Here is a 24,262-nt window from a genome sequence, read left to right as displayed (position 1 = left end):
ACCAATACTTCGATAATCGAAAGGATTGTGGTGACACCTCGACCCCTGCCCGGCTGGCTGCGCCCGGCCAACCGGTTCGTCCGGCTGCTGACCCGCCTCGGCCTGCGGCTCGGCACGATCCACGTCCTGACCGTCCCGGGCCGGAAGTCCGGCGCGCCGCGGCCCACCCCCGTCTCGCCGCTGACCGTCGACGGCCGGCGGTACGTCATCGCCGGCCTTCCGCAGGGCGATTGGGCGCGCAACGTCCGCGCCGCCGGCCGGGGCGTACTCGCCCACGGTCGGCGGAAACAAGCCGTGACGCTCGAGGAGGTCGGCGACCACGACGTCCGTGCGCGGGTCATGCGTGCCTTCCCGCGCGAAGTGCCGCACGGGGTTCCGATGTTCGTCAAGCTGGGCCTCGTCGCCGAGGCCGACCCGGACGAGTTCGCCGCGGCCGCCGACCGCGTCGCCGTCTTCCGGGTTACGGCGAGTTGACCCACTCGTCCGAGCCGTCGGTGAAGTGCTGGTGCTTCCAGATCGGCAGGCGCGCCTTGACCTCGTCCACCAGGTCCGAGCACGCCGAGAACGCCTGGCCGCGGTGCTCGGCCGCCACCGCGCACGCCAGCGCCACGTCGCCGATCGCCAGGTGACCGACGCGGTGGCTCACCGCCACCGCCCGGACGCCGATCCAGCGGGCCGACAGGTCGGCCACGACCTCGGCGATCACGTCACCCGCGCTCGGGTGGCCCTCGTACGTCAGGTCGCGCACGCCCTTGCCGCCGTCGTGGTCGCGGACCACGCCGGCGAACGTCACCACCGCGCCCGCCGCGTCGTCCTCGACGAGCCGCGCGTGCTCCTCGACCGACAGCGTCTCCTCGGTCACGAGGGCCCGCGCCACGCGCACCGGCGCCGCCGCGACGGCGGGACGCGGGTGGTCGCCGCCGGCCAGCTGGTCGACCGCGTGGTCCAGGATGCCGTCCAGCACGCCCAGCCCGTCCTTCACGCCGCCGCTGGAGCCCGGCAGGTTCACGACCAGCGTCCGCCCCGACACGCCCGCGACGCCGCGCGAGAGCACCGCCGTCGGCACCTTCGGCAGCCCCGCCGCGCGGATCGCGTCCGCGACGCCCGGCAGCTCGTGGTCGAGGACCGCGCGCGTGACGTCGGGGGTGCGGTCGGTCGGCGAGATGCCGGTGCCGCCGGTGGTGAGCACGACGGCGACGTCGTCGGCCAGCGCGGCCCGCAGGGCGACGCCCACGGGGTCGCCGTCCTCGACGACGACCGGCGCCGGCACGTCGTAGCCGCGTCCGGCCAGCCAGGCGACGATCACCGGGCCCGTTTTGTCCTCGTAGACGCCCTTCGCGGCGCGGTTGGACGCCACGATGACGCGTGCGGTGCGCTTCACGGCCGCTCCCAGGTCCCGGTCTTGCCGCCGTCCTTGCGGAGCAGGCGGACGTCGTCGAGCGTCGCCGCCGGGTCGACGGCCTTGATCATGTCGTGCAGGGTCAGCCCGGCCACCGCGACCGCGGTCAGCGCTTCCATCTCGACGCCGGTGACGTCGGTGGTCTTCGCCGTCGCGCGGATGCCGACCTCGGCCTCGCCGAGGGTGAACTCGACCTTGACCCCGGACAGCGCGATCTGGTGGCAGAGCGGGATCAGCTCGGGGACGCGCTTGGCGCCCATGATCCCGGCGATGCGCGCGGTGGCGAGGGCATCCCCCTTGGGGAGGCCATCGGTGGCGAGCAGCCGAAGCACCTCGGCGGTGGTCCGCACGGTCCCGGCGGCGAGCGCGGTGCGCGCGGAGGCGGTCTTGCCGGAGACGTCGACCATCCGGGCGGCGCCGGTCTCGTCGACGTGGCTGAGTTCACTCACATGGCGAGGCTACTTCCGTAGCCGCCGGCGGGTGTCGGCACCACGGTCATCAACGGCGGTCCGGGGATGCCGAACCTCGACGATGGTCGCGGTCCCGGCGACCGGCGGTCGTTCGTGCATGGTGATCGAGTCCCCGGGGGTGAGGTGGCGCCAGTTCGGCGGCGTGAGCGGGGCGAGCCGGACGGAGCCTCGGCCGCCGGGCTCGATCTCGGGAGCGGACTCGACCCAGATCTTCGCGATGTGCAACTCACCGGGCCCGCCGAAGCCCCACATCGGCCGCAGAACCCCTGCGCCCGGAATCGGTTGGAGACGGCCGCCTGCTTCGGGGGCGACCAGCTGGAGGTCGGCTCGGATGATGCCGTGGCGGGTTTCCCATCCTCGCCACTGGCACCAGGCGGTCCTGCGGGCGAGGAACATCCGCTTGGCGGCCTGGGCGAGGAAGTCCCAGTATTCGACGGTCTGCCATTCGATGCCGTCGAAGTCCTCGAGAATGCTGAGTGCGACGTCCCATTCGTCTTCGCGGAGGTAGTCGCGGACGTCGGCGGCGGTGAGACCAGCGTCGCTTCTGGCGTCGTCCGGGATCAGGTCGGTGGCGCGCCGGAGAAGCTCGGTGGTGTCCATGGGGGTGATTCTCGTGGCTGGGCCGCCGGGGCAGCGGTCGCCGGGCCGGGCCGACGGCGGCCGATGGACCGGCGACAGCTTGGCGGCGACTGCCTGGCCGACGGCGAGCGACGCGCCGCGCCGCAGCCGGCAGCACCGAAACGAGCCCGGCGACAACGGCCGCAGGCCGGGCAGCCATCGACAGCAGGCCAGGCAGCGGCCGGCGAGCCCGGCAGCCGGTAGCCCGAGCGGCGGGCGGCGCTCCCGTTGAGCGCCGGGCTCAGAACAGCCGGACCGGCAACACCTCCGCCGCCACTGCCGCCGGCGCCTGGTCAGCCGGCTCCGCGGCGCACGCCAGGTCCCGCGCGGGCCGGACCCCGGTGGTCAGGAAGGCCGTCGCCGCGTTGTTCGCGCACGTGTTGCCGTTGAACAGGTACGTGCCGTGGCCGCCCTGGTCGGCCGTCACGATCCGCGTGCGGTCGCCGAGCGCCCTGCGCAGCCTCAGTGCTCCCGTCAACGGTGTCGCCGGGTCACGCAGGTTCTGCACCATCAGCACGTCCGATGGGCCCCGGTCACCGATCCGCACCGGCGGCTCCAGCGGCTCCGACGGCCAGTACGCGCACGCCCAGACGTTGGCCGCCGCCGCTCCGAACATCGGGTGCCGCGCCCGGTCGATCGCCACGTTCTTCTGGTACGTCCACACCGACTCCGGCCAGTCGGAATCGCCGCACACCACGTACAGCTGGCTCGAAAGCAGGTTCTCCACGTCCGGGATCGAACCGCCGGGAGGCTGGGTGATCGGCTGCCCGGTGTCGAGCGCGTGCCACGCCGAAGCCAGGTACGGCAGGGTGGCGTCGTAGTAGAACATCCCGAACGTGATCTGCCGGAACAGCTTGCCGTCGACGCCTTGCGAGTTCGGCCGCGCGTCCAGCCGCGCCGCGATGTCGAAGTACTTCGCCTTCACCTGCGCCGGAGTCGCGCCCAGCGCGTACTCGGGGTGCGCGACGGCGAACGCCGCGAAGTCCGGGAAGCGGTCGTCGAAGCCCTGGGCGAACATCCGCGAGCCGGTGACGTCCAGGCCGCCCGGCCCGACGTTGCTGTCGAGCAGGATCCGGTCACTGCGCTGCGGGAACAGCGTCGTGTACACCGCGCCGAGGTACGAACCGTACGAAACCCCGTAGTACGACAGCTTCGGCTCGCCCAGCGCCGCGCGGATGCGGTCCATGTCGCGGGCCGTGTTCGCCGTCGTCACGTACGGCAGCATCGACGCCGTCCGCGAGGCGCCGCACTGGTGCGCGATGCCCTTCACGTACTCGGCGCGTGCCGTGACGTCGGCCGGGTTCAGCGCGTACGGCGGCACGTTGCTCGTCTGCTGCGCCAGTGCCAGGTCGCACGTCACCGGCGTGCTGTGGCCTACCCCGCGCGGGTCGAACCCGATGACGTCGTAGGTGTCCAGCACGCTCTGCGGCCACCCCAGCAGCTTCAGCTGCGCGGGCAGCTCCAGGCCCGGGCCGCCGGGACCACCCGGGTTGGTCAGCAGGATCCCGCGCCGCTGCGCCGGGTTCGCGCTCTTCAGGCGCGAGACGGCGACCTCGATCTGCCGTCCGTCCGGTTTCCGGTAGTCCAGCGGGACCTCGAGCGTCGTGCACTCCAGGCCGGGCGCGGTGACGTCCGCCGGGCACGCACCCCACTGTGGCGCGCTCGACGCCGAAGCCACGCCCGGCACCACCGACACCGCGATGGCCACCACAGCGGCCGAAAAGCTCTTCCGCATCACGAACTCCCCCCACGCGAGCCGAAAGCTCAGCGTAGGGCGATCGCGGTGCTCGTGGTGTCCGCCGGACGGACGACTCAGCCCTGTTCGGCCCGCACGGCCTTCCGGACGGCCTCGGCGACCGCCGGCGCCACCGCGCTGTCGAACACGCTCGGCACGATGAACGACGCGTTGAGCTTGCCGTTGTCGACGACGTCGGCGATCGCGTCGGCCGCGGCGAGCAGCATCGAGTCGTCGATGTTGTGCGCGTGCGCGTCCAGCAGGCCGCGGAAGACGCCCGGGAAGGCCAGGACGTTGTTGATCTGGTTCGGGAAGTCGCTGCGGCCGGTCGCGACGACGGCCGCGTGCTTCTGCGCCTCGAGCGGGTCGATCTCCGGGTCCGGGTTGGCCAGCGCGAAGACGACCGCGTCGGACTTCATCGTGGCGACCTGCTCGGCCCCGAAGAGGTTGGGCGCCGAGACGCCGATGAAGACGTCCGCGCCGGCCAGTGCCTCGTGCAGGGTGCCGCTGACCTGCTCCTTGTTCGTGTGCGACGCGATCCACGTGAGGTTGTCGTCGAGGTTGCCGCGCGCGGAGTGGACGACGCCGTCGATGTCCGCGGCGACGATGTCGCCCGGGTTCTTGTGCAGCAGCAGGCGGATGATCGCTGAGCCGGCCGCGCCGACGCCGCTGACCACGATCTTGCAGTCCTCGATGTTCTTCCCGACCACGCGCAGGGCGTTGCGCAGCGCGGCGACGACGACGATCGCCGTGCCGTGCTGGTCGTCGTGGAACACCGGGATGTCCAGCTGCTCGCGCAGGCGCTTCTCGATCTCGAAGCAGCGCGGCGCGGCGATGTCCTCGAGGTTGATGCCCGCGTACACCGGCGCGAGCGCCTTCGCGATCAGGATGATCTCTTCGGTGTCCTGGGTGTCCAGGCAGACCGGCCACGCGTCGACGTCGGCGAACTTCTTGAACAGCGCCGCCTTGCCCTCCATCACCGGCAGCGCGGCGGCCGGGCCGATGTTGCCGAGACCGAGCACCGCGGAGCCGTCGGTGAGCACCGCGACGGTGTTGCGCTTGATGGTCAGCCGGCGCGCGTCCTCGGGGTTGTTCGCGATCGCCTGGCAGACGCGGGCGACCCCCGGCGTGTAGGCGCGGGAGAGGTCGTCACGGTTGCGGAGCGCGACCTTGGGGGTGACCTCGATCTTGCCGCCGAGGTGGATCAGGAACGTCCGGTCGGAGACCTTGCGGACCTTGACGCCGGGCAGCGAGTCCAGCGTCTGGGTGATGTCGTTCGCGTGGTTCTCCGACAGCGCGTTGGCGCTGATGTCGACCACGATCGAGTCGGAGTGGGACTCGACGACGTCGAACGCGGTCAGGACGCCGCCGACGCGCCCGACGGCCGTGGTGAGGTCACCGGCCGCGCTGGACGAGGCCGGGGCCTCGACCCGGACGGTGATCGAGTATCCGGGACCGGGAACCGGCATGGCACTTACCCCCGCATGGGAAAGGTGGGCTGGGACGGGAGCGAACCTACTCCCGTGACCGCCCTCACCAGGGCCCCGTACCGGTACTGACCAGTAACTATGCGATCAGCGGTTGATCTCGGTCTCGGGGTGCACGTAGGGCACCGAGTCGAGCGGGAACGTGATGTCACCGAACGGCGACAGCGAGCCCTGGCGGTCGGACGCGAGTTCCGTCACGGGGTGCTCGCCGGCTTCGCCCGGCCAGGTCGGGTCGACACCGTTGTTCTTCTTCTCACCCTTGGCCACAACGTCCTCCACAGCCGTTCTCGGTCCCTCTGTAACACTCGGGGCTTCGCCCCGGCCGGGGGCTCCGCCACCCGGACCCCCGAAAAGCTCTCCGGGCACAGTCTGCCTGAGCCGGAGCGAGCTGTCGCAACCGCCCGGTATCCTGGCCTTCTATGCCCGCGACCTCTCTGGCGGACTGGCTGCGCGCGGAGTCCGACACCGCACTCGAAGACCTGCTCCGCACGCGGCGCGACCTGTCCACGCCGCCGCCCTCCGACAGCACCGTGCTGGCCACCCGCGCCGGCACGCCCGGCTCGGTCGCGCGCGCCTGCGAAGACCTCGACACGGTCACCATCGCCGTGCTCGAAGCGTGCCTGCTGGCCGGCGCGGACCGCGACCCGGTGCCGGTCGCCGAGGTCGCCGGCCTCGTCGGGGCCGACATCGCCGCGCCGCTCGCCCGGCTGCGCGCGCGGGCGCTGGCCTGGGGCCCGGACGACGCGCTGCGCGTGCCGCCCGCGGTCCGGGAGGCGCTCGGGCCGTTCCCGGCCGGGCTCGGCGCGTCGTCGCCGTCGCTGGCCGGCGAGGACCTCGCGGCCCGGCTCGCGGACCTGCCCGACGACGAACGCGCCGTGCTGAACGCCCTCGCCGCCGGCCCGCCGATCGGCCGCACCCGCGACGCCGGGCTCGACCTGACGCTCGAGAAGGCCGCGACACCGGTGCAGAAACTGCTGGCGCGCGGACTGCTGCTGCGGCGTGACGACCAGACCGTCGAACTGCCGCGCGAGCTCGGGGTCGCGGTGCGCGGCGGCGTCTTCGCGCCGGGCGCGCTCACCGAACCCGAACTGCCCGTGCACCCGCACCGGACGTCCACTTTGGACGAAGCAGCGGCCGGCGAGGCGATGGAGTTCCTGCGCCACACAGAATCCCTGCTGCGCTCATGGTCCGCGGCGCCGCCGCCGGTGCTCAAGTCGGGCGGCCTCGGCGTGCGCGAGCTGAAGAAGCTCGCCAAGGACCTCGAGATCGACGAGACGCAGGCGGTGCTGCTCGCCGAGCTGGCCGTCGGCGCCGGGCTCGTCGCGGACAGCGAGTCGACCGCGCCCGAGTGGGTGCCGACGACGCTGACCGACTCGTGGCTCGCGTCGCCGACCGCCCAGCGCTGGATGACGCTCGCGCAGGCGTGGCTGGAGCTGCCGCGGCTGCCCGGGATGGCCGGCGGGCGCGACGCCAAGGACAAGCCGATCGCGCCGCTGTCGGAGGACCTGCGCCGGCCGCTGGCGCCGGTCACGCGGCGGCGGGTGCTCGCCGCGCTGGCCGACCTGCCCGAGGGCGCCGGCGTGAAGAGCGTCGACGAGCTCGTCGCGGTGCTGGCCTGGCGGGCCCCGCGGCGCGGCGGGCGGCTGCGGGACGAGACCGTCCGCTGGACGATGGCCGAGGCGTCCGCCCTGGGGATCGTCGGGCTCGGCGGCCTCACGACGGCGACGCGCGCGCTGCTGGCCGACGACCGGCCGGGCGCCGTCGAGGCGATCCTGGACGCGCTGCCCGCGCCGGTGGACCACGTGCTGCTGCAGGCCGACCTGACGGTCGTCGCGCCGGGGCCGCTGGAGCCGGAGCTGGCCGCCGAGATGGACGCCGTCGCCGACGTCGAATCGGCCGGGCACGCGACGGTCTACCGGATCACCGAGGCGTCCGTGCGGCGGGCGCTGGACACCGGGCGCACGGCTGACGAGCTGCACGCGCTGTTCAAGAAGAAGTCCGCGACGCCGGTCCCGCAGTCCCTGAGCTACCTGGTCGACGACGTCGCCCGGCGCCACGGCCGGCTGCGTGGCGGCGCGGCGGCGTCGTTCCTGCGGTGCGACGACGAGGCGCTGCTGGCGGAGGTGCTGGCCAACCCGGTCGCGGCGGAGCACGACCTGCGGCTGATCGCGCCGACGGTCGTGGTCAGCCCGGACCCGCTGCACGAGGTCCTGGCCGGCCTGCGCGCGGCGGGGTTCGCCCCGGCGGCCGAGGGTCCCGACGGCCGGGTCGTCGACATCCGCCCGGGCGGGCGCCGGCTGCCGGCCAAGGCACGCGGACCCAAGCGCAGCCCGGGTGAGCAGGCGGTGCTGACGCCGGACCAGGCGACGCGGATCGTCTCGAACCTGCGAGCGGGCGACGCGGCATCCGCTCGACGCCGCGGCTCGGCGGTGCGGGCCCCGGTGGGCGGCGGCGCGGACACGTCGGCGACGCTGGAGCTGCTGTCGCGGGCAACACTGGAACGCCGTGAGGTCTGGATCGGCTTCGTCGACTCACGCGGAACGGCGAGCCAGCGGGTGATCCGGCCGATCCGCGTCGGCGGCGGCATCCTCGAAGGCGACAACAACGAGCGGTACTCCCTGCACCGCATCACATCCGCGGCGCTGGTCGAGGACTAGAGCGCGCGCAGGCCGGCCAGGACGCGCTCCATGAACTCGCGGGACGAGCGGTCGCCGAGGATCAGCTCCGTCTGGTGGATCAGCACCAGCCCGATGTCGGACATGTCGCCGACCAGCACCTTCACCACGCCCAGCGGCAGCCTCAGGTGCGCCGCGATCTCGGCCACCGAGCGCGTGTCCAGGCACAGGTCGCAGATGCGGCGGTGCTCGACCGACCGCACGCCGCGGTAGCGGCGGCCGTCGTCGGACGTCGAGACCAGGGCCTCCAGGGCCAGGTTGTGGTCGGACCTCGTGCGCCCGCCCGTGCGCGTGTACGGGCGCACGCGTGAACCCGAGGGGGCGACGGGCGCCGCGACGCGGGCCGGCTCCTCCCACGGCTCGGGCTGCGGGATCCAGCGGGTCTCCGGGTCCGGCGGGGGCGTCCAGCCGGTGCGCGGGTCGATCGGCGGGGCCCACGACGGCGGGGGCGCCGCCGGGGTTCTGGACACCGGGGGTCTCGGCGCCGGCGGCCGGGGGGCCGGCGGGGCCGGGGGCCGGGGCGGCGCGGGCGGCCGGGCGCCGCGCGGGGGCGTCCACGCCGGCTCGAGCGGCGGGGGCTCCGGCTCGTAGCGCTCTTCGTCCTGCCACTCCGGCTCGCCGGGCTCGTACCCGTCGTCGTACTCGTCGGAAGACGACGAGGAACCCCACTCGCGGGTGTCTTCGTCGGTGTAACCCTGCGGATCCGGCTGCGGTCGCGCCGGCTTGCGCTTGGGCATGATCATCGACAGCGTCGACATGTCGAACTTGCTGGGCGAATCGAAACCCTCGCGCTCGGTGCCGCGGTGCAGCGCGTCCCAGCCGCTGGAGTCCGGATCGTCGAATCCCGAAATCCTCATCTCGCCCTACCCACGCACGCCACCCTGCAGCTGGGCGCGCAGCTCGGGGGTGATCTGCTGGCCCACGCGCTCGACGAGCAACGTCATCTCGTACGCGACCGTGCCGATGTCGCACGTCGGCGCGGCCAGCACCGCCAGCGACGAACCGTCCGAAACGGACATCAGGAACAAGTAGCCGCGCTCCATCTCCACCACGGTCTGGTTGACGCCGCCCGCTTCGAAGCAGCGCGCGGCGCCGAAAGTCAGGCTGATCAGCCCGGACGCCACCGCGGACAGCTGCTCGGCGCGCTCCTGCGGCAGCCCTTCCGACGGCGCGAGCAGCAGGCCGTCCGCGGACACCAGAACGGCGTGCGCGGCGCCGGGTACCCGGCGCACGAAGTCCGTGATGAGCCAGCCGAACGAACCCTGGCCGGAAGCCGTCACTACTGCCCCTCCTTGCTCCTGCGACGCCGCGCGCCGCACTCCGGAGTGGCCGGCACGGCCCACGCTCAAGCGTATTCGCCCCGCCGGAAGTGTCGAGTCGACCACCGGCCGGCCGCTGCGCACCCTACGTGTGCGCCCGGCCGCGCTCCGCGCCGGCCCGGTCCGGGCGGCGCGGGCGGAACTCACCCCGCGATCCACCCCGGCCGGGTGTCCGCGCAGGTCAGACCGGCGGAGGGCAGGCCGAGCCGGCACCGGTACCGGACGGCGGCAGCCGTCATGTCCTCCGGACGGCGGCAAGGCTCCCCGAAGTGGGTGAAGCCCGTGGAGTTCACTCCAACGGCCGCATCCGGTTCGGGGCGACATACCCTCAGCCCGCGCGCAGCGCCGTATCGTGCGCGATCGCGTGCTGGACGACGGAGATCAGCACCTGCTTGGCGGAGTCGCGCTCACGCGCGTCGCACGCCATGATCGGGACCGACGGCGCGATGGTGAGCGCGTGCCGCACGTCCTCGATCTGGTGGTGCAGGAGCCGGTCGAAGCAGTTGATCGCGACGACGTAGGGCAGCTTCCGGTTCTCGAAGAAGTCGATCGAGGGGAACGCGTCGGCGAGCCGCCGCGTGTCCACCAGCACGACCGCCCCGATGGCACCGACCGCGAGGTCGTCCCACATGAACCAGAACCGGTGCTGACCCGGCGTACCGAAGACGTACAGCACCAGGTCCGAGTCCAGCGAGATGCGCCCGAAGTCCATCGCCACGGTCGTGGTGGTCTTGTTGGGCGTGGCCGAGGTGTCGTCGTGTCCGACGCTCGCCTCGGTCATCATGGCCTCGGTGGTCAGCGGGTCGATCTCGGAGATCGCCCCGACCAGCGTTGTCTTCCCCGAACCGAACCCGCCGGCGACCACGATCTTGGCCGACGAGGTCGGACCCGTCACCTGCGGCGCGTTCGCGTCGGAGTCAAATTCTCCGAAGCCCACTGAGCACCCTTTCCATGAACTCGATACTCGGGCGGTCGCCCACGGTCGGGCTGCTGGAGTGCACCAGCACCAGCCCGAGGCCCGCCACGTCACCAATCAACACCCGCACCACGCCGAGCGGCAGGCGCAGCAGCGCCGCCACTTCGGCCACCGACCGGGTGTCGAGGCACAGGTCGCAGATCGACCGGTGCTCGGGCACCCGGACCCGGTCGAGCATCCGGCCTTGTTCGCTGGTCGAAATCAGCGCCTCGATCGCCAGGTCGAGCGTCGCCTTCGTCCGGCCCCGGGTCCGGAAGTACGGCCGGACGAGTCCGGACGTCTCCATCTCCGTCGGCGCCGGCGCGTCGACGTACTCCTGGTGGGCCTGCTGCGGCAGCGCCGCGGCGAGCTCACCGGAGTCCGGGCCCGACGAGAAGTCGCGCTCGGTGCTGTACGCGGCGAAGTCCCGCGCGTCGTACAGCGGCCCGCTCGACCCGCCGAACAGCTCCGCACCGGGCCCGCCGAGCAGCCGGTCGCGGTACTCACCGCTCCCGGCGATCGGCCGGATCGGCTCCTGACCGGCATTGCTGTCGGTCAGCCAGTTCGGCGGCTCCCGCACGGGGTCGCTGTCGGACGCCTGCACCCGGCGCGACCGCCACTCGCGGTCGACCCGGTCCCGGAACGACTGCCAGTCTTCCCGGCCGTCGTCCGAGTGCTCGGACCACCCGCCGGAGAAGTCGTCACCGAGCCGGCCATCGCCCCTCAAGCGCCCGTCGTCCACGGCTCTCTCCTCGGTTCCCGGGTCCTCAGCGGCGGATCGCCGCACCCTGCAGTTGCGCCCGCATCTCCGGAGTCAGCTGCTGGCCGACCCGCTCCACCAGCAGGGTCATCTCGTAGACGACCAAGCCGATGTCACTCTCCGGCGAACCGAGGACCGCCAGGCACGAACCGTCGGAAACCGACATGAGGAAGAGGAAGCCGTTGGCCATCTCGACGACGGTCTGCGCGACCGTCCCGCCTTCGAACACCTTGGCCGCGCCGCGCGCGAGGCTGGTGAGCCCCGACGCCACCGCGGCCAGCTGGTCCGCCCGGTCCTTCGGCAGGCCACGCGAAGCCGCCAGGAGCAGGCCGTCGGCCGACACCACGACCGCGTGGGCCGCGCCGGGCACCCGGTGCACGAAATCCGTGATCAGCCAAGCGAAGCTGCCGGCATTGTTCGCCTTGGCATGCGCCTGGCCGTTCGGCTGCGCGGAGCCACCCGGCTGCATTGCACCCGCCCGTGTCACTTTCACTCCTCACTGCTGTCTGTGGTGTTGCCACGTCCCGGAACCCTGCTGCTTTCCAGCTGTTCCTCGCCCGGGAGTTCCTTCAACGCATGTCGTCCCGAGGTGTAGCCCCGCTGGAAGCTTGCCATCCGGCTCCGCGCCGCGGACGCCGAGCGGGTGATCGCACCCGTTCCGGGCATCCCCGCGGTGTTGTCCGCGAAGCTGTTCTGCGCCGGCGCTTCGGCCGAAGGACCGTTGATCGACCCCGGCACCAGGTACTGGTTCGGGACGCGCTTGGGCAGCCCGGCCGGGGTGATCTCCTCGTTCTTGGACTCCAGCAGCGACTGCGCCGCCTGCCAGCCGTCGTCGGAGGCGCTGTGCCAGCCGTCGTCGGCGGGGAGGAGCGGGTGCCGGGTCGCGGCGGTCGGCTGCAGCTCGTCGGCGACGGGCTCCTGGCGCCGGGCGACGACCGGTTCGGGCGCCGCCGGCTCCGGGGTGCCGGTGAGCGGCGGCAGGTTCGGGTCTTCACCCTCGCTCTGCGGCTGCACCGGGTCGGCAGCCGAGTCGTCGCCCTCACTGAACCAGCGTGACAGCACCGACTGGTAGATGGGCAGCCGCCGGGTGGGTACATCGTCCTCGAGGGCCGACGACCCGACCTCCACCGCGGGCGGCGGGGGTGGTGGCGGCTCCTCCGGGGGGACGTACTTCGGCTCGCGCTTCGGCAGGACCAGGGGCGCGAACTGCGTGTCACCGGCCCGGGAGCTGGCGCCTTCGCCGTTCGACCGCGGGGTCAGCGGCGCGAGGTCCTCGGCGGTCGGCCAGGCCGGCGTCTCGGGCTTCGGCAGCTCGGGCGACAGGAACGGGCCCGCCGCGCGGCCGCCGCTGACCAGGTCGTCCAGGCTGATCGGCTGGTCGAGTGGCACCAGCCCGCCCTGGTTCGCCACCGGCTCGGGAGCCGGCGGAGGCGGTGGGGGCGGCGGTGCCGAAGGCGGCACCGGCGTGTGCGACTGCGTCTGGTCGAAGTCGGAGCGCGCGGCCGGGATCGGGATGCTCGGCATCGACATCGACGTCTCGGACCGGTTCGCCGGCGGCGGGGACTGCCGCGCCATGCCCGGGCGCAGCGGCGTGAGCAGCTCCGCCGGGACGACGACGCGGGCGATCACGCCACCCTCGATGTCCTCGTTCTCACGCAGGCGGACCTCGATGCCGTGGCGCTTGGCCAGGCGCGAGACCACGTACAGACCCATCCGGCGGGTCACCGACACGTCCAGGTCCGGCGGCTCGGCCAGGCGCGCGTTGACCTCGGCCAGCCGGTCCTCGGTCATGCCGACACCGTGGTCGGTGACCTGGATGGCGAGCGCCTTGCGGCGGGTCACCACGGCCCGGACGATGACCTTCGTCTCCGGTTCGGAGAAGTAGGTCGCGTTGTCGAGCAGCTCGGCGAGGACGTGCACGAGGTCGTGGATCGCGAGGCCCTGGACCGCGACGTCGGGCACGATGCCGACCTCGATCCGGGCGTACTGCTCGATCTCGGACACCGCGGCGCCGATGACGTCGGCGGCGGGCACCGGCTTGGGCACGGACTTCGCCAGGCCGGCACCGGAGAGCACCAGCAGGGACTCACCGTTGCGCCGCAGCCGCGTCGCGAGGTGGTCGAGCTCGAACAGGCTCGCCAAGTGGTCCGGGTCCTGCTCGTCGGCCTCGAGCCGGTCGATGACGCCGAGCTGGCGTTCCACCAGCCGCTGCGACCGCCGGGACAGGTTCACGAAGATGCCGTTGACGTTCTCGCGCAGGAGGGCCTGCTCGGCGGCCATCTTGACGGCTTGTTCGTGGACGATGTCGAACGACCGCGCGACCTCGCCGATCTCGTCGCGGGAGGTGACGGGCACCGGCTGGACGGCCTTCTTCGAGGCGCCGACCGGGTCCGGGTCGTCGAGGATCGCCTGCACCGTTTCGGGCAGCCGGGTGTAAGCCACGTCGAGCGCGCTCTTCCGCAGCACCCGCAGCGGGCGCAGCATCAGGCGGGCGACGACGAGCATCAGCGCGATCGCGGCCGCCAGCGCGGCGAGCACGATGGCACCGCCGACCCAGGCCGAGTTGACCGCCGCCGTGGCGAGGTCGTCGGCGCGGGTCTTGAGCTGGGCCAGCAGGTTCGACTCGACCGCGTGCAGCTTGTCCGCCGACACGGTGCTGTCCTTGCCCAGGGCCGTCGTGTCGATGCTCGGGGCCTCACCCAGCTGGGCGAAGGCGAACGCGGCGGTCTGGATCCGGCGGCGGTCGTCGACCTCCGGGCCGGAGTAGGTGTCGTTGTAGAGCTGGCGCTGGTCGTCGTCGGCGTTCGCGAGGAAGGCCTGGACGGAGGCGTCGGCACTGGACGCCGACGCGCGCGTCTGGTCCAGGAGGTCGCCGGGGAAGTTGCCGCGGAACGCGGCGATCTGCAGCTCGGCGTCGGAGCGGGTGGTGAACTCCTTGGCCTCGCTGACCGCCTGCGTGCTCGTACCCAGCCGCAGCACGTCCCGGTCGGTGACCGCGGTGGTCACCTCGCGGCCGAGCTCGATGAGCGAGTCGAGGATGCCCGAGTAGGCGGTCATCACCGTGATGTCGGGCAGGCCGCTCGAGGTGTTGAACGCCGCCCGCAGCGGGCGCAGGGCGTCGAGGCGCTGGAGACCGCGGGTGTAGCGGTCCTTGGTCGCCTGGTCGTCGTAGTTGAGGGTCGCGGCCGCCGAGCGCAGGTTGGTGACCTCGCGGTCGACCTTGGCGATCTGCGCGTCCAGCCCGGTCTGCAGCAGCTGGTTGTTGGACGAGATCCGCGCGACGGCCAGCGAGCGCTCGTTCTGCAGCTCGTGGACCACCGTGGTGACCTTGACGGCGAAGGCGACCTGGTCGGCCGTCCGCTGGAACTCGGCCGCCTGCTGGGCGTCGTCGACGACGCGCAGCGTGCCCAGCACGAGCGCGGTCAGCGTCGGGATCAGGAGGATGGCGGCCAGCTTCGAGCGCAGCCGCCAGTCGCGCATGCCGGAGAACAGCCCGGCCTTCCTGCCCGGAGCATCTCCGGGCGACTGCGCGGGGGTCCCTCCCACCCCCGCGGCGTCTTCGTTCGGCACCGCCGCACCACCATCATCGTTCGTGCTCGTGAAGCTCTGCTCGGTCCAGCGCCCGCCAGGGCGCATCTGGTTCTCCTCAGCCACTCGTCAGCACGCTCCCGGCGTTCCGGCTCGGTGGCCGATCGGCAGGAACCAGCGCGAGACGCTACCCGTACGGGTGAAAAGATCGTCTTCAGTGTCGGCTTTGCGGGTTCCTGAACCCCGTCCGGCCGGACGGAATCGGTTCAGCTCGAGCATCACGGTCGGGTCCCTGCGCTGGTCTGCATCGGTCTGTTTGGTCGGTCAGCCCACCGGCACGGCGGCTGAGCACGGCCAGGCAGTGGTCTCTGCGGGGGAGAATCTCTCAGGAAAAGCACAGTGAGCCCTGGTACACCGAAGTGGTCCGTCTTGATCGGCCATCCAGGCACTCTCTCTCACTACATCGGAGGTTGATACCTCCCCGCAGGTGCAGAGGGTAGCGAACGGCCGGGGAAGATGTAACCCTCCCGACGCTTCGTGCCCGATGTTGCACAGCGTTCGCTCAGCCGGCCCACAGCTGGCCATCCGGAATTCGCGATCTAGGCCCTACGCTGGGTGAACGGCTACGGCGAGTGGAGCAGTGGGTCTAGACCAGAGGCCAAAAGAGTGACGTGTGCCACCCTCTTAGGTATTGATCCCACCCGTTGTGAGCGAGCTGTCACCGCCTCTACAGTGGCCCGCGGGCCGTCCCGAGAATGAGTTACGTACTTCCCCGGGATTCGGTCCGCCAACCGTCAATTTTTTCACCCAAGGAGCAGGCCTTGCTTGGAAACGCCATGAGCAGTGGCCGGGTTCGCACTCGCCGCGCCGCGCTCGGGCTCGCCCTCACCGTCGCAGCCGCCACAGCCCTCACCGGCTGCAGTGCGCTCGGCTCGGACGACTCGAGCGCCTCGTCGAACGGGGGCGGCCTGGAGAAGTCGAAGATCAAGGTCTCGATCATGCCGACGACCGACCTGGGCCCGTTCTGGCTGGCCCTGGACGGCGGTTACTTCAAGGCCGAAGGCCTCGAGGTCGAGCAGATCGTCGCCAACAGCGGTCAAGCGTCGATGACGAAGGCGATCTCCGGTGAAGCGGACATCGCGCTGTCGACCTACACGCCGTTCTTCATCGCCAAGAGCACCGGCGCCGCGGACGTGCAGCTGGTCGCCGACGGCACGTCGGTCAACGCCAAGAGCAACGCGATCGTCACGGTGCCGAACTCCACGGTGAAGACGGTCCAGGACCTCAAGGACAAGCGGATCGCGATCACGGCGAAGAACACCGCGTCCGACATCCTGACGAAGTCCGTCATGAAGGACCACGGCGTCGACTTCTCCAAGGTCAACTGGGTGCTGATGCCACTGCCGAACATGGCCGCGGCGCTGCAGCAGGGCCAGGTGGACGCGGCTTACATGCCGGAGCCGATGCTCTCGCAGGCGGCGAAGATCGCCGGGGCCACCCCGGTGATCGACATCAACACCGGCGCCAGCCAGGACTTCCCGCTGACCGGCTACGGCGCGGCGACGAAGTGGGTCCAGGCGAACCCGAAGACCCTCGCGGCCTTCCAGCGCGCGATGAAGAAGGCCACCAGCGACGCGCTCAACGACCGCTCGAAGGTGGAGCCGCTGCTGGTCAAGTACGCGAAGATCGACGAGGACACGGCCAAGCTGCTCACCCTGCCCGGGTACGGCTCCACTCTGGACGCCCGGCGCCTGCAGCGGGTGCCCGACCTGCTGCTGCAGATGGGCGTCATCAACACCAAGGTCGACGCCGCGGCGATGATCGCCCCGCAGGCAGCCAGCTGACAACCGTGAAGAAACTGCTTCGCGGCCTGGCCGGCCTGGTCGGCTTCCTCCTGCTCTGGGAGGTCGTGGTCCAGGTCGGCCTGGTCAGTAAGACGTTCACCCCGCCGCCGAGCGTCGTCCTGGTCACCGTCGGGGACCTGCTGGGCGACCCCACCTTCCTCCGCGACATCGTCGCGACCATGCTGGCCTGGCTGATCGCCATCGCCATCGCGATCGCCGTCGGCGTACCCGCCGGGCTGCTGCTGGGCAGCGTCCCGGCGCTGCGCACCGCCACCGCCGCGATCGTCGAATTCCTCCGCCCGATCCCGGTCACCGCGCTCGTGCCGCTGGTGCTGCTGGTGATCGGCTCCGGTCCCGACGCGAAGATCACCCTCGCGGTCTACGCATCGCTGTGGCCGATCATGTTCAACACCATCTACGGCATGGGTGAAATCGACCCGGTCCTGATGGAGACCGCGCGCGCCTGCGGGACCAGCCGGTTCCGCATGCTCTCGTCGGTCGCGCTGCCGCAGACCGCGCCGTTCGTCTTCACGGGCATCCGGCTGTCGGCGATCATCTCGCTGATCGCCGTCGTCAGCGTCGAGTTCCTGGCCGGTTCCGAAGTCGGCCTGGGCAGCTTCATCCTGGTGGCCAGTACCGGCTCGATCCGGTTCGACCTGGTCCTGGCCGGTACCGTGGTCGCCGGGGTCCTGGGCTACCTGATCAACGAAGGACTCGAGCAACTGGGCAAGCGGCTGTTCAAGTGGAGCACCGTCGACCGGGAGGCGATCGCATGAGCACGGCGACACTTTCCGGGCGGGTGGGCCGACGCGCCGCCCGCGGTGCCGCGACCGTCGCCCGCAACTGGCTGCTCTTCGCGATCCTCGTGGTCGTCTGGGAGTTCGCCGCCCGCGCCGGCGGCAGCAAGTTCTTCCCGCCACCGACCGAAATCGCCGTCGCCGCCGCGAAGCTGTGGTTCACCGGGCCCGCGTCGCACCTGTTCCTCACCGACGCGGTGTTCGACAACGTGTTCCCCAGCCTCGGCCGGACGCTCGGCGGCTGGGCGCTGGCCGCGATCGTCGGCGTCTTCCTCGGCGTGCTGCTGGGCCGTTCCAAGACCGCGATGGACTACGTCGGGCCGTTGTTCGCGTTCTTCCGCGCGATCCCGCCGCCCGCGCTGATCCCGGTGTTCGCGGTGCTGTTCGGGCTGAGCTCGGGCATGCAGATCGGGTCGATCATCTTCGGCGCGATCTGGCCGGTGCTGCTCAACGCGGTCGACGGCGTCCGGTCGGTCGACCAGGTGAAGGTGGAGACCTCGCGGTCCTTCCGCACGCCCAAGCGGTACTGGATCACGATGGTGGTGCTGCCCGCGGCGGCGCCGAAGATCTTCGCCGGGCTGCGGGTGAGCCTGTCCATCTCGCTGCTGCTGATGGTGGTCTCCGAGCTGGTCGGCGCGTACAACGGCATCGGGCGGTCGCTGCTGAACGCCCAGCAGGACTTCGACTTCCCGACCATGTGGTCGTGGCTGGTGCTGCTGGGCATCCTCGGCTACGTCTTCAACACGATCTTCCTGGCCGCGGAGCGGCGGGTGCTCGCCTGGCAGCCCACCCGCCTCGGCCGCGACTGACGCTGGAAAGGCCTCTCCCATGTCAACCATGCTCGAAGTGTCCGGCCTCAGCCACCGCTACGGCTCGGGCCCGAAGGCGCACACCGCGGTCAACGACCTCTCGTTCACCGTCGAGGCCGGGCAGCTGGCCAGCATCGTCGGCCCGTCGGGCTGCGGGAAGTCGACGCTGCTGCGCTGCGTCGCCGGGCTGACCCCGCCGACCGAGGGCACGGTGAGCCTGCACGGCGACCGCGTCAACGGCGTGCCGGACGACCTCGCCGTCGTGTTCCAGGACTACAGCCGGTCGTTGTTCCCGTGGCTTTCGGTGCAGAAGAACGTCGAGTTCCCGTTGCGCTGGCGGCAGATCTCGCGGGCCGAGCGGCGTTCGCGGGCCGCGGAGGCCCTGGAGCAGGTCGGGCTGTCGGGCGTCGGCGGCAAGTTCCCGTGGCAGCTGTCGGGCGGCATGCAGCAGCGGGTGTCGATCGCCCGCGCGCTGGCCAGCCGGCCGGCGCTGCTGCTGATGGACGAGCCGTTCGCGTCGGTCGACGCCCAGACGCGGTTCGAGCTCGAGGACCTCACCCGGCGCGTGCAGCGCGAGCAGGGCAGCACGATCCTGGTCGTCACGCACGACATCGACGAGAGCGTGTACCTGTCCGACCGGGTGCTGGTGCTGTCGAAGTCCCCGGCGTCGATCGTGGCGGACCTGCCGGTCGGGCTGCCGACCGCGCGGGACCAGATCACGACGCGCGAGTCGGCGGAGTTCGTGACGTTGCGCAGCGAAGTGGCGCGGCTGCTGCACGGCGGTGGCACGCCGGAGGCTGCTACGGCCGCTTCCGATGCTGCTGAGTGGGAGCTGGCGGAGCGAGGTTCGAACGTGCCCGAGGGCAGCAAGACCCGCAGCTGAGTCCACTTAGGACTTGTAGAGCCGCGGCGGACCGTTCCGGTCCGCCGCGGCTTTTACTTGCCCGCCGAGTCCGGGTAGACGAAGTGCCGGCTCGTGTCGTGCCAGTCGAACAGCCGCCACTGCTCGACGTTGCGGCCCCCACACGCCGGGAAGACTTCGACCACGACGTTGCCGCTGAGCCGCGCCGACAGCAACCCGACCGGGCCGAGCGCCGCCGACTCGACGAAGCACTCGTGCTCGGTGACCATCCCGGTCAGCTGCCGGGCCTGGCGGTCGAACTTCGTCCGGTACTCGTCGAACGCCGTCTCGGCGTCACCGGTGTCCCGGTAGAGCATGTCGACCGAGCCGAACAGCAGCTGCTCGCGGTGCGTCACCCGGAACGGGCACTGCGCGTGCAGCCGCTTTTCGACGCCGTCGCCCTGGAAGCCGACGATCGCGATGTTCACCGTCCGGCTGAACTCGACGACCCGGCAGCCGACGAGTTCGGCCACCGCCGCTTCGAGCTCTTCCGTTGTCGACAAGTCAGTACAGCGTCCGCTCCGAAGGGGCCACCTTGACGTGCACCAGGGTCGGGCGCGGGTCGGCCAGTGCCGCCGTCAGGCCTGGGACCAGGCCGGCCGGCTCGGTGATCGTCACGCCCTGGCAGCCCATGCTCGACGCCAGCGCCGCGAAGTCGATGCCGCCCAGCTCGGTTCCCGGGAGCTTCGCGCCGCCGATCGTCTCGCCGAGGATGCGGACCGCCGCGTACTCCGTGTTGTCCATGATCAGGATTGTCACCGGGAGCTCCTGGCGCGCGGCCGTCCACAGTGCCTGGATGCCGTACATGCTGGAGCCGTCGCCGATCACGCCGACGACCGGGCGGTCCGGGCGGGCGAGCGCCGCGCCGACCGCGCCCGGGACGCCGTAGCCGAGCGAGCCGCTGGCCATCGTCAGGAAGCCCATGTCGGTCGCCGTGATCGGCAGGTGGTCGTGCAGGATGCCGCGGTGGCTCGGCGTCTCCTCGACGACGATCGCGTTGTCCGGCAACAGGTCCGCGAGCGTCGAGTAGACGTATTCGGCGGTCAGCTTCTCGTCGCTTGGCTTCGCGGGGCGCTCCAGCGGGGCCGGCGCCGGGCGGGCGCTGCGGTCGACGACGTTCAGCAGCGCGCGGATGCCCAGCTTCGGCGTCGCGCGGATGCCGGTGCCCTCGAAGGCGCGGGCGAGGATCTGTTCGTCGTCGCTGAGGATGAACAGCGGCGGCAGCGGAGCTTCCCCGCGCCCGCGGTCGACGTGGTAGGTGAAGGCGGGCGCCCCGAGCACGAGGACGAGGTCGTGCCCGGCGAGCTTGTCCGAGACGGCGCCGCGTTCGGGGTCGAGGAAGCCCTGGAACAGCGGGTGGTCCTCGGGGAACGAGCACCGGAACGACATCGGCGCGACGTACACGGCGGCGTTCAGCCGTTCGGCGAGCGCGACGGTTTCGACGACGGCACCGTCCTGGTCGACGGCTCCCCCGACGACGACGGCCGGCCGTTCACTGGCTTCGAGCGCGGCGACGAGTTCGTCGATCGCCTCGGGATCGGGCGCGAACCCCCGGATCCGCGGCCGGCTGATGATCGGGCGTTCGGTGGCGGCGGTCCAGTCGTCGGCGGGGACGGACACGAAGACGGGACCGGACGGCGCCTGCGTCGCGACGTGGTAGGCCCGGGCGAGCGCGGCGGGGACGTCTTCGGCGGTGGCGGGCTCGATGGACCACTTGACGTAGGGCTTCGGGAACTCGGGCGCGTCCATGGCCCCGAGGAAGGGATCGTGCGGCAGCAGGTTCCGCGTCTGCTGTCCGGCGACGATGATCAAGGGCGTCCGGTTGCGGTAGGCGCTGAAGAGGCTCCCGAGCCCGTGGCCGACACCGCCGGCGGAGTGCAGGTTGACGAGCACGGCCTGCCGCGTGGCCTGGGAGTAGGCATCGGCCATCGCGACGACGGCGGACTCCTGCAGGCCGAGGACGTAGTCGAAGTCGTCCGGCCAGTCGGTGAGGAAGGGCACCTCGGTGGTGCCGGGGTTGCCGAACACCGTCGTGAGGCCGAGGTCGCGGAGGAGTTCCCGGGTGGCGTCCAGCACCGTGCGCTTGATCATGCCAACAGACTAATGCTTAGTCTTGCGAAGGAAAGCCCTCCAAGTGGCCGCAGTGACGGTCAGCGTGCCCCCGGAGCGGTCCTTGGTGTCACGGATCTGCGACACCGGGCCGAGGCGCACCTCGACGCAGTTGGTTTCGTCGGTGTAGCTCGACTTGCGCCACTCGCGCATTCTCACTCCAGTCCGGTGATCACCCCCTGGATGAGTGCGAGCGATTCCCGCTCACTCAGCGCCAGGTCCGCCAGGGTTTCCGCGGCCGCCCGGAAAGCGGCCACGTGATCCCCATCGTAGAGGTGGGCACTGCCCCGGAGGTGCTCGATGTGAACCACCGAAGGGAGGTGGGCGAAGTCGAAGATGACGAAGTGCCCGGCCAGCCCGGGGTGGTAGCCCGCATCCGCGGGCACCACGCGGATGCTGCTGGTGCGCGGCTGCGCCGCGCGCACCAGCAGCAGCAACTGCTCGGTCATCACGGCGGGCTCGGCGATGGGCCGGCGAAGGGCTTCTTCGCCGAGAAAGAGCTTGAGCACCAGCGGTTCGCGACGGGTGAGCACCTCTCGCCGCCGGAGGCGGACCGCCACTTCCCGCTCGATCAGCCGAGGCGGGAGCCGGTGGGCGCTCAGGATGGCTTCGGCATAGCCGGGGGCTTGGAGGAAACCGGGCACCAGGAAGGGTTCCCAGTCGACCATTCCCGTGGCGGCGCGCTCGTACTCCACGTAAGTCGCCGTAGCCGAGGAGACACCCGGCACCGTGCGTTCGAGCCAGTTGGGCTCCCGCGCGTTCCGCGCCAGCTCCACCAGCCGTTCCCGCTCCACCGGCGCCACCCGCAGCGCCCCGAGCAGCACGCCCAGCTGCTCCATCCTGGGTACCCGCAGCCCGCTCTCCCAGCTCGACACATCCTGCGCCACCACCTGCGCCAGCCGGGCGAGTTCGCGCACGCCCAAGCCCCGCGCCTCCCGCGCGTGGCGGAGCCCGAAACCCAGCGCGCGGGTTCTCGGTGTCGCTACCAGTGTCGCCATGTGCACAGTGTGTCAGCGACCACCGACAAAAACGGGAACCGGGGCTGTCGCACAGTTGCGACAGCCCCGGCCTCCACAAACCTCAGCCGATCAGGCCCGACAAGCCGCTCCCCTTGAACGACCCCCAGCCCGTCACCTGGTCATACCCGGTCCCCGCACTGAACCCGGTCGTCCCGTGCAGGGTGTTGTTGCCCGTCGTCACGTCGTGGAAACCAGTCCCGTACGACGACCCGTTCCCGATCGAATAGAACTTCGGGTTCAGGTTGCCCAGCCCACCGCCGTGGACCTGGTTCTGCAGCGTCGCGAACGCCGCCCACAGCGGGGCCGCTCCCGACGTTCCCCACACCGTCTCCCACGCGCCCGCCGTGTAGATGTAGTAGCCCGAGCCGCTCGCCGCGTCGGCGGACACGTCCGGGACCTTGCGGTTCGTCGTGCTCTGGGAGGACTGCCACGACGGGGCCGTGAACACCGTCGAGATGCCGCCGCCCGTCGAACCGTTGGACGCGCCGTCGTTCCACGCCTTCTCGCTGCTGTACGCGTTCGACGACGTCACCGTCAGCTGCGTGCCACCCACGCCCGTCACGTTCGGGCTGGACGCCGGGAAGTCGACCGCCTTGGCCGTCGAGCCCGTCTGGCGGTAGCAGTCGGTTGTTCCGTCGTCGCCCGCGGCCGCGAAGTACGAGATGCCCTCCGCCGTGCCCGTCGCGATCGCGTTGCTGACGCTCTTCGCCGCGCTCGAACCCTCCGCGGATTCGCAAGCGCCCCAAGAGATCGAGACGACGTTGACCGTGTGGTCCGACGCGATCTTCTGGTACATCGCCAGTTCGCCGGCGCCGCTGTTCGGGGCCTCGTACACGTAGTCGTTCGCCGCGGCCGCCAGCGCGTGCACGACCTCGATGTCGAGTTCGACCTCGATCTGGCCGTCGCCCGGCGACGAGTCGTAGTTCGCGCCGCTCACCGGGACCGTCGTGACCGAGCCCGCCGAAAGGCCGTACGTGCTGTCGTACTTGGTGATGTTGGACTTCTGGTAGCCGTCGAACTCGACGAAACCGACCTTCACGCCACTGCCCGTCGCCGACAGACCACTGGTGCCGTAAGCGGTCTTGAGCACCGGCGGGGTCACCGCCTTGACGACGTTGGGCTTCGCGACGGCCTGGGCGTGCGTCCGCAGCGCGTGGTTGTCGAGGCCGACCACGTTGGCCACGACGCTCGAGACGTCGGCCGGCACGGCGGGAACCGCGTCGTTGGCGAAGAAGTCACGGCCGGACGCCTGGTCGTGGTAGTTCCCGATCCGGGTGTGGAACGCCGATTCCAGTTGCGCCGCCGAACCCGTGAACGTGATGGCCTGACGGTTACCGGAAACCTCGATCCCGGTCGCGCCCGATTTCCCGAGGAATGAGACGGCCTTGCTCACATCGGCCTGCGTCGGACCGAACTCGGCATTGAACTGCGCCGGGGTCAGAAAGTGGTGGTATTGCGGCGACGCGGGGTTCTGGACATCGGCGAGGAACTTTTCCAGCGCCTGCTGGTTGTGCAGTTTCAACGACAGCGCGGCGGTGATCTGCTGCCCGCCCGCGACGTCGCCGATGCGGGCGCTGTTGACCAGCGGGGCGGCACTGTCGACCAGGGTGACCAGGGGTTCCGTCGCCGCGGCGGCCGGGACGGCCACGGCGAGGCCGAGCAACGCCGGCAACGGCACGGCGGCCGCGACGAGCTTGCGCAAGCGCATGGGGGATTTCCTCTCGGCGGTGGGGACCGGGCCTGCGCTCCAATACTCACCGCAGGTTGCCGAGAAGCATAAGAAGCCATCCGGCCGCCCAGGAACCTACTTTTGGCTGCCGTTTCGCGGATCTCCTTT

23 protein-coding genes are annotated in these 24,262 nt (G+C 71.2%); 6 read left to right on the top strand and 17 right to left on the bottom strand.

Annotated elements, in window-relative coordinates; genetic code table 11:
- Positions 1-30 precede the first annotated feature (30 nt).
- On the top strand, positions 31-474 hold the full coding sequence (locus tag BLV96_RS39640; RefSeq protein WP_208608450.1) for a nitroreductase/quinone reductase family protein: 444 nt from the start codon (positions 31-33) through the stop codon (positions 472-474).
- Here BLV96_RS39640 and BLV96_RS39635 read toward each other — a convergent pair.
- The 6 genes from BLV96_RS39635 to BLV96_RS39610 all read right to left on the bottom strand — a co-directional run bounded on the left by BLV96_RS39635 (position 461) and on the right by BLV96_RS39610 (position 5,976).
- A complete protein-coding gene (locus BLV96_RS39635; protein ID WP_086675212.1) occupies positions 461-1,381 on the bottom strand; it encodes a molybdenum cofactor biosynthesis protein MoaE in 921 nt (306 codons plus the stop codon). The genes BLV96_RS39640 and BLV96_RS39635 overlap by 14 nt on opposite strands.
- The gene (gene moaC / locus BLV96_RS39630) at positions 1,378-1,848 is read right to left on the bottom strand and encodes a cyclic pyranopterin monophosphate synthase MoaC (RefSeq protein ID WP_086675213.1); all 471 of its coding nucleotides are present in this window, start codon (positions 1,846-1,848) and stop codon (positions 1,378-1,380) included. The genes BLV96_RS39635 and moaC overlap by 4 nt, the downstream gene beginning before the upstream one ends.
- Before the next feature lie 9 nt (positions 1,849-1,857).
- Positions 1,858-2,469 (bottom strand): putative PII-like signaling protein, encoded by a 612-nt coding sequence (locus BLV96_RS39625; protein WP_086675214.1) that lies wholly within the window; start codon positions 2,467-2,469, stop codon positions 1,858-1,860.
- A gap of 259 nt (positions 2,470-2,728) precedes the next feature.
- The gene (locus tag BLV96_RS39620) at positions 2,729-4,222 is read right to left on the bottom strand and encodes an alpha/beta hydrolase (RefSeq protein WP_086675215.1); all 1,494 of its coding nucleotides are present in this window, start codon (positions 4,220-4,222) and stop codon (positions 2,729-2,731) included.
- Positions 4,223-4,299: 77 nt separating this feature from the next.
- On the bottom strand, positions 4,300-5,691 hold the full coding sequence (locus tag BLV96_RS39615) for an NAD-dependent malic enzyme (RefSeq protein WP_086675216.1): 1,392 nt from the start codon (positions 5,689-5,691) through the stop codon (positions 4,300-4,302).
- Positions 5,692-5,796: 105 nt separating this feature from the next.
- Positions 5,797-5,976 carry a hypothetical protein gene (locus tag BLV96_RS39610; RefSeq protein WP_086675217.1) on the bottom strand — a complete coding sequence of 60 codons (180 nt, stop codon included), beginning with the start codon at positions 5,974-5,976 and terminating at the stop codon, positions 5,797-5,799.
- 152 nt (positions 5,977-6,128) lie between these two features.
- Here BLV96_RS39610 and BLV96_RS39605 point away from each other — a divergent pair, with 152 nt between their 5' ends.
- Positions 6,129-8,366 (top strand): helicase-associated domain-containing protein, encoded by a 2,238-nt coding sequence (locus BLV96_RS39605; RefSeq protein WP_091390242.1) that lies wholly within the window; start codon positions 6,129-6,131, stop codon positions 8,364-8,366.
- Here the strand turns inward: BLV96_RS39605 and BLV96_RS39600 are convergent.
- From BLV96_RS39600 to BLV96_RS39575, 6 genes are all read right to left on the bottom strand, one after another.
- On the bottom strand, positions 8,363-9,241 hold the full coding sequence (locus tag BLV96_RS39600; RefSeq protein ID WP_091390239.1) for a DUF742 domain-containing protein: 879 nt from the start codon (positions 9,239-9,241) through the stop codon (positions 8,363-8,365). The two genes, BLV96_RS39605 and BLV96_RS39600, sit on opposite strands and share 4 nt — an antisense overlap.
- A gap of 6 nt (positions 9,242-9,247) precedes the next feature.
- The gene (locus BLV96_RS39595) at positions 9,248-9,664 is read right to left on the bottom strand and encodes a roadblock/LC7 domain-containing protein (protein ID WP_091390236.1); all 417 of its coding nucleotides are present in this window, start codon (positions 9,662-9,664) and stop codon (positions 9,248-9,250) included.
- Positions 9,665-10,031: 367 nt separating this feature from the next.
- The gene (locus BLV96_RS39590; protein WP_086676271.1) at positions 10,032-10,640 is read right to left on the bottom strand and encodes a GTP-binding protein; all 609 of its coding nucleotides are present in this window, start codon (positions 10,638-10,640) and stop codon (positions 10,032-10,034) included.
- Positions 10,621-11,400 (bottom strand): DUF742 domain-containing protein, encoded by a 780-nt coding sequence (locus BLV96_RS39585; protein WP_086676269.1) that lies wholly within the window; start codon positions 11,398-11,400, stop codon positions 10,621-10,623. The genes BLV96_RS39590 and BLV96_RS39585 overlap by 20 nt, the downstream gene beginning before the upstream one ends.
- A gap of 25 nt (positions 11,401-11,425) precedes the next feature.
- Positions 11,426-11,887 (bottom strand): roadblock/LC7 domain-containing protein, encoded by a 462-nt coding sequence (locus BLV96_RS39580; RefSeq protein ID WP_086676266.1) that lies wholly within the window; start codon positions 11,885-11,887, stop codon positions 11,426-11,428.
- A gap of 20 nt (positions 11,888-11,907) precedes the next feature.
- Positions 11,908-15,054 (bottom strand): sensor histidine kinase, encoded by a 3,147-nt coding sequence (locus tag BLV96_RS39575; protein WP_086676264.1) that lies wholly within the window; start codon positions 15,052-15,054, stop codon positions 11,908-11,910.
- Positions 15,055-15,782: 728 nt separating this feature from the next.
- Between BLV96_RS39575 and BLV96_RS39570 the strand changes: the two genes are divergently transcribed.
- Genes BLV96_RS39570 through BLV96_RS39555 form a run of 4 tightly spaced genes read left to right on the top strand, consistent with a single transcriptional unit; the run spans position 15,783 to position 19,279 of the window.
- On the top strand, positions 15,783-16,790 hold the full coding sequence (locus BLV96_RS39570) for an ABC transporter substrate-binding protein (RefSeq protein ID WP_167379890.1): 1,008 nt from the start codon (positions 15,783-15,785) through the stop codon (positions 16,788-16,790).
- Between the two features lie 5 nt (positions 16,791-16,795).
- Positions 16,796-17,566 (top strand): ABC transporter permease, encoded by a 771-nt coding sequence (locus tag BLV96_RS39565; protein ID WP_086676261.1) that lies wholly within the window; start codon positions 16,796-16,798, stop codon positions 17,564-17,566.
- Entirely contained in the window at positions 17,563-18,396 is an 834-nt protein-coding gene (locus BLV96_RS39560; protein ID WP_086676259.1) for an ABC transporter permease, read from the top strand. Before BLV96_RS39565 ends, BLV96_RS39560 begins: the two co-directional genes overlap by 4 nt.
- A 19-nt stretch (positions 18,397-18,415) precedes the next feature.
- The gene (locus BLV96_RS39555) at positions 18,416-19,279 is read left to right on the top strand and encodes an ABC transporter ATP-binding protein (protein ID WP_086676257.1); all 864 of its coding nucleotides are present in this window, start codon (positions 18,416-18,418) and stop codon (positions 19,277-19,279) included.
- A 53-nt stretch (positions 19,280-19,332) separates the two neighbouring features.
- Here the strand turns inward: BLV96_RS39555 and BLV96_RS39550 are convergent, their stop codons facing one another.
- The 5 genes from BLV96_RS39550 to BLV96_RS39530 form a co-directional block, all read right to left on the bottom strand.
- Positions 19,333-19,800 carry a hypothetical protein gene (locus tag BLV96_RS39550; protein WP_086676255.1) on the bottom strand — a complete coding sequence of 156 codons (468 nt, stop codon included), beginning with the start codon at positions 19,798-19,800 and terminating at the stop codon, positions 19,333-19,335.
- 1 nt (position 19,801) lies between these two features.
- On the bottom strand, positions 19,802-21,388 hold the full coding sequence (gene mdlC, locus BLV96_RS39545; protein ID WP_086676253.1) for a benzoylformate decarboxylase: 1,587 nt from the start codon (positions 21,386-21,388) through the stop codon (positions 19,802-19,804).
- Between the two features lie 9 nt (positions 21,389-21,397).
- Complete coding sequence (locus BLV96_RS39540; RefSeq protein WP_086676251.1) at positions 21,398-21,559, bottom strand: DUF397 domain-containing protein; 162 nt, start codon at positions 21,557-21,559, stop codon at positions 21,398-21,400.
- Positions 21,560-21,561: 2 nt separating this feature from the next.
- On the bottom strand, positions 21,562-22,404 hold the full coding sequence (locus BLV96_RS39535; RefSeq protein WP_086676249.1) for a helix-turn-helix domain-containing protein: 843 nt from the start codon (positions 22,402-22,404) through the stop codon (positions 21,562-21,564).
- A gap of 82 nt (positions 22,405-22,486) precedes the next feature.
- Positions 22,487-24,133, bottom strand: a complete 1,647-nt coding sequence (locus BLV96_RS39530) for a S53 family peptidase (protein ID WP_086676247.1) — start codon at positions 24,131-24,133, stop codon at positions 22,487-22,489.
- Positions 24,134-24,262 lie beyond the last annotated feature (129 nt).

The organism is Amycolatopsis pretoriensis (assembly GCF_900107925.1).
GTDB lineage: Bacteria > Actinomycetota > Actinomycetes > Mycobacteriales > Pseudonocardiaceae > Amycolatopsis > Amycolatopsis pretoriensis.
This window is presented reverse-complemented; position numbering and strand designations above follow the sequence as displayed.

Bases quoted from the DNA above. Each gene is read 5' to 3' on its own strand.
- BLV96_RS39600 (WP_091390239.1), bottom strand. From the start codon at position 9,241: ATGAGGATTTCGGGATTCGACGATCCGGACTCCAGCGGCTGGGACGCG.
- BLV96_RS39570 (WP_167379890.1), top strand. From the start codon at position 15,783: ATGAGCAGTGGCCGGGTTCGCACTCGCCGCGCCGCGCTCGGGCTCGCC.
- mdlC (WP_086676253.1), bottom strand. From the start codon at position 21,388: ATGATCAAGCGCACGGTGCTGGACGCCACCCGGGAACTCCTCCGCGAC.
- BLV96_RS39530 (WP_086676247.1), bottom strand. From the start codon at position 24,133: ATGCGCTTGCGCAAGCTCGTCGCGGCCGCCGTGCCGTTGCCGGCGTTG.
- BLV96_RS39620 (WP_086675215.1), bottom strand. From the start codon at position 4,222: ATGCGGAAGAGCTTTTCGGCCGCTGTGGTGGCCATCGCGGTGTCGGTG.
- BLV96_RS39605 (WP_091390242.1), top strand. From the start codon at position 6,129: ATGCCCGCGACCTCTCTGGCGGACTGGCTGCGCGCGGAGTCCGACACC.
- BLV96_RS39560 (WP_086676259.1), top strand. From the start codon at position 17,563: ATGAGCACGGCGACACTTTCCGGGCGGGTGGGCCGACGCGCCGCCCGC.
- BLV96_RS39580 (WP_086676266.1), bottom strand. From the start codon at position 11,887: ATGCAGCCGGGTGGCTCCGCGCAGCCGAACGGCCAGGCGCATGCCAAG.
- BLV96_RS39540 (WP_086676251.1), bottom strand. From the start codon at position 21,559: ATGCGCGAGTGGCGCAAGTCGAGCTACACCGACGAAACCAACTGCGTC.
- BLV96_RS39555 (WP_086676257.1), top strand. From the start codon at position 18,416: ATGTCAACCATGCTCGAAGTGTCCGGCCTCAGCCACCGCTACGGCTCG.
- BLV96_RS39615 (WP_086675216.1), bottom strand. From the start codon at position 5,691: ATGCCGGTTCCCGGTCCCGGATACTCGATCACCGTCCGGGTCGAGGCC.
- BLV96_RS39535 (WP_086676249.1), bottom strand. From the start codon at position 22,404: ATGGCGACACTGGTAGCGACACCGAGAACCCGCGCGCTGGGTTTCGGG.
- BLV96_RS39625 (WP_086675214.1), bottom strand. From the start codon at position 2,469: ATGGACACCACCGAGCTTCTCCGGCGCGCCACCGACCTGATCCCGGAC.
- BLV96_RS39575 (WP_086676264.1), bottom strand. From the start codon at position 15,054: ATGCGCCCTGGCGGGCGCTGGACCGAGCAGAGCTTCACGAGCACGAAC.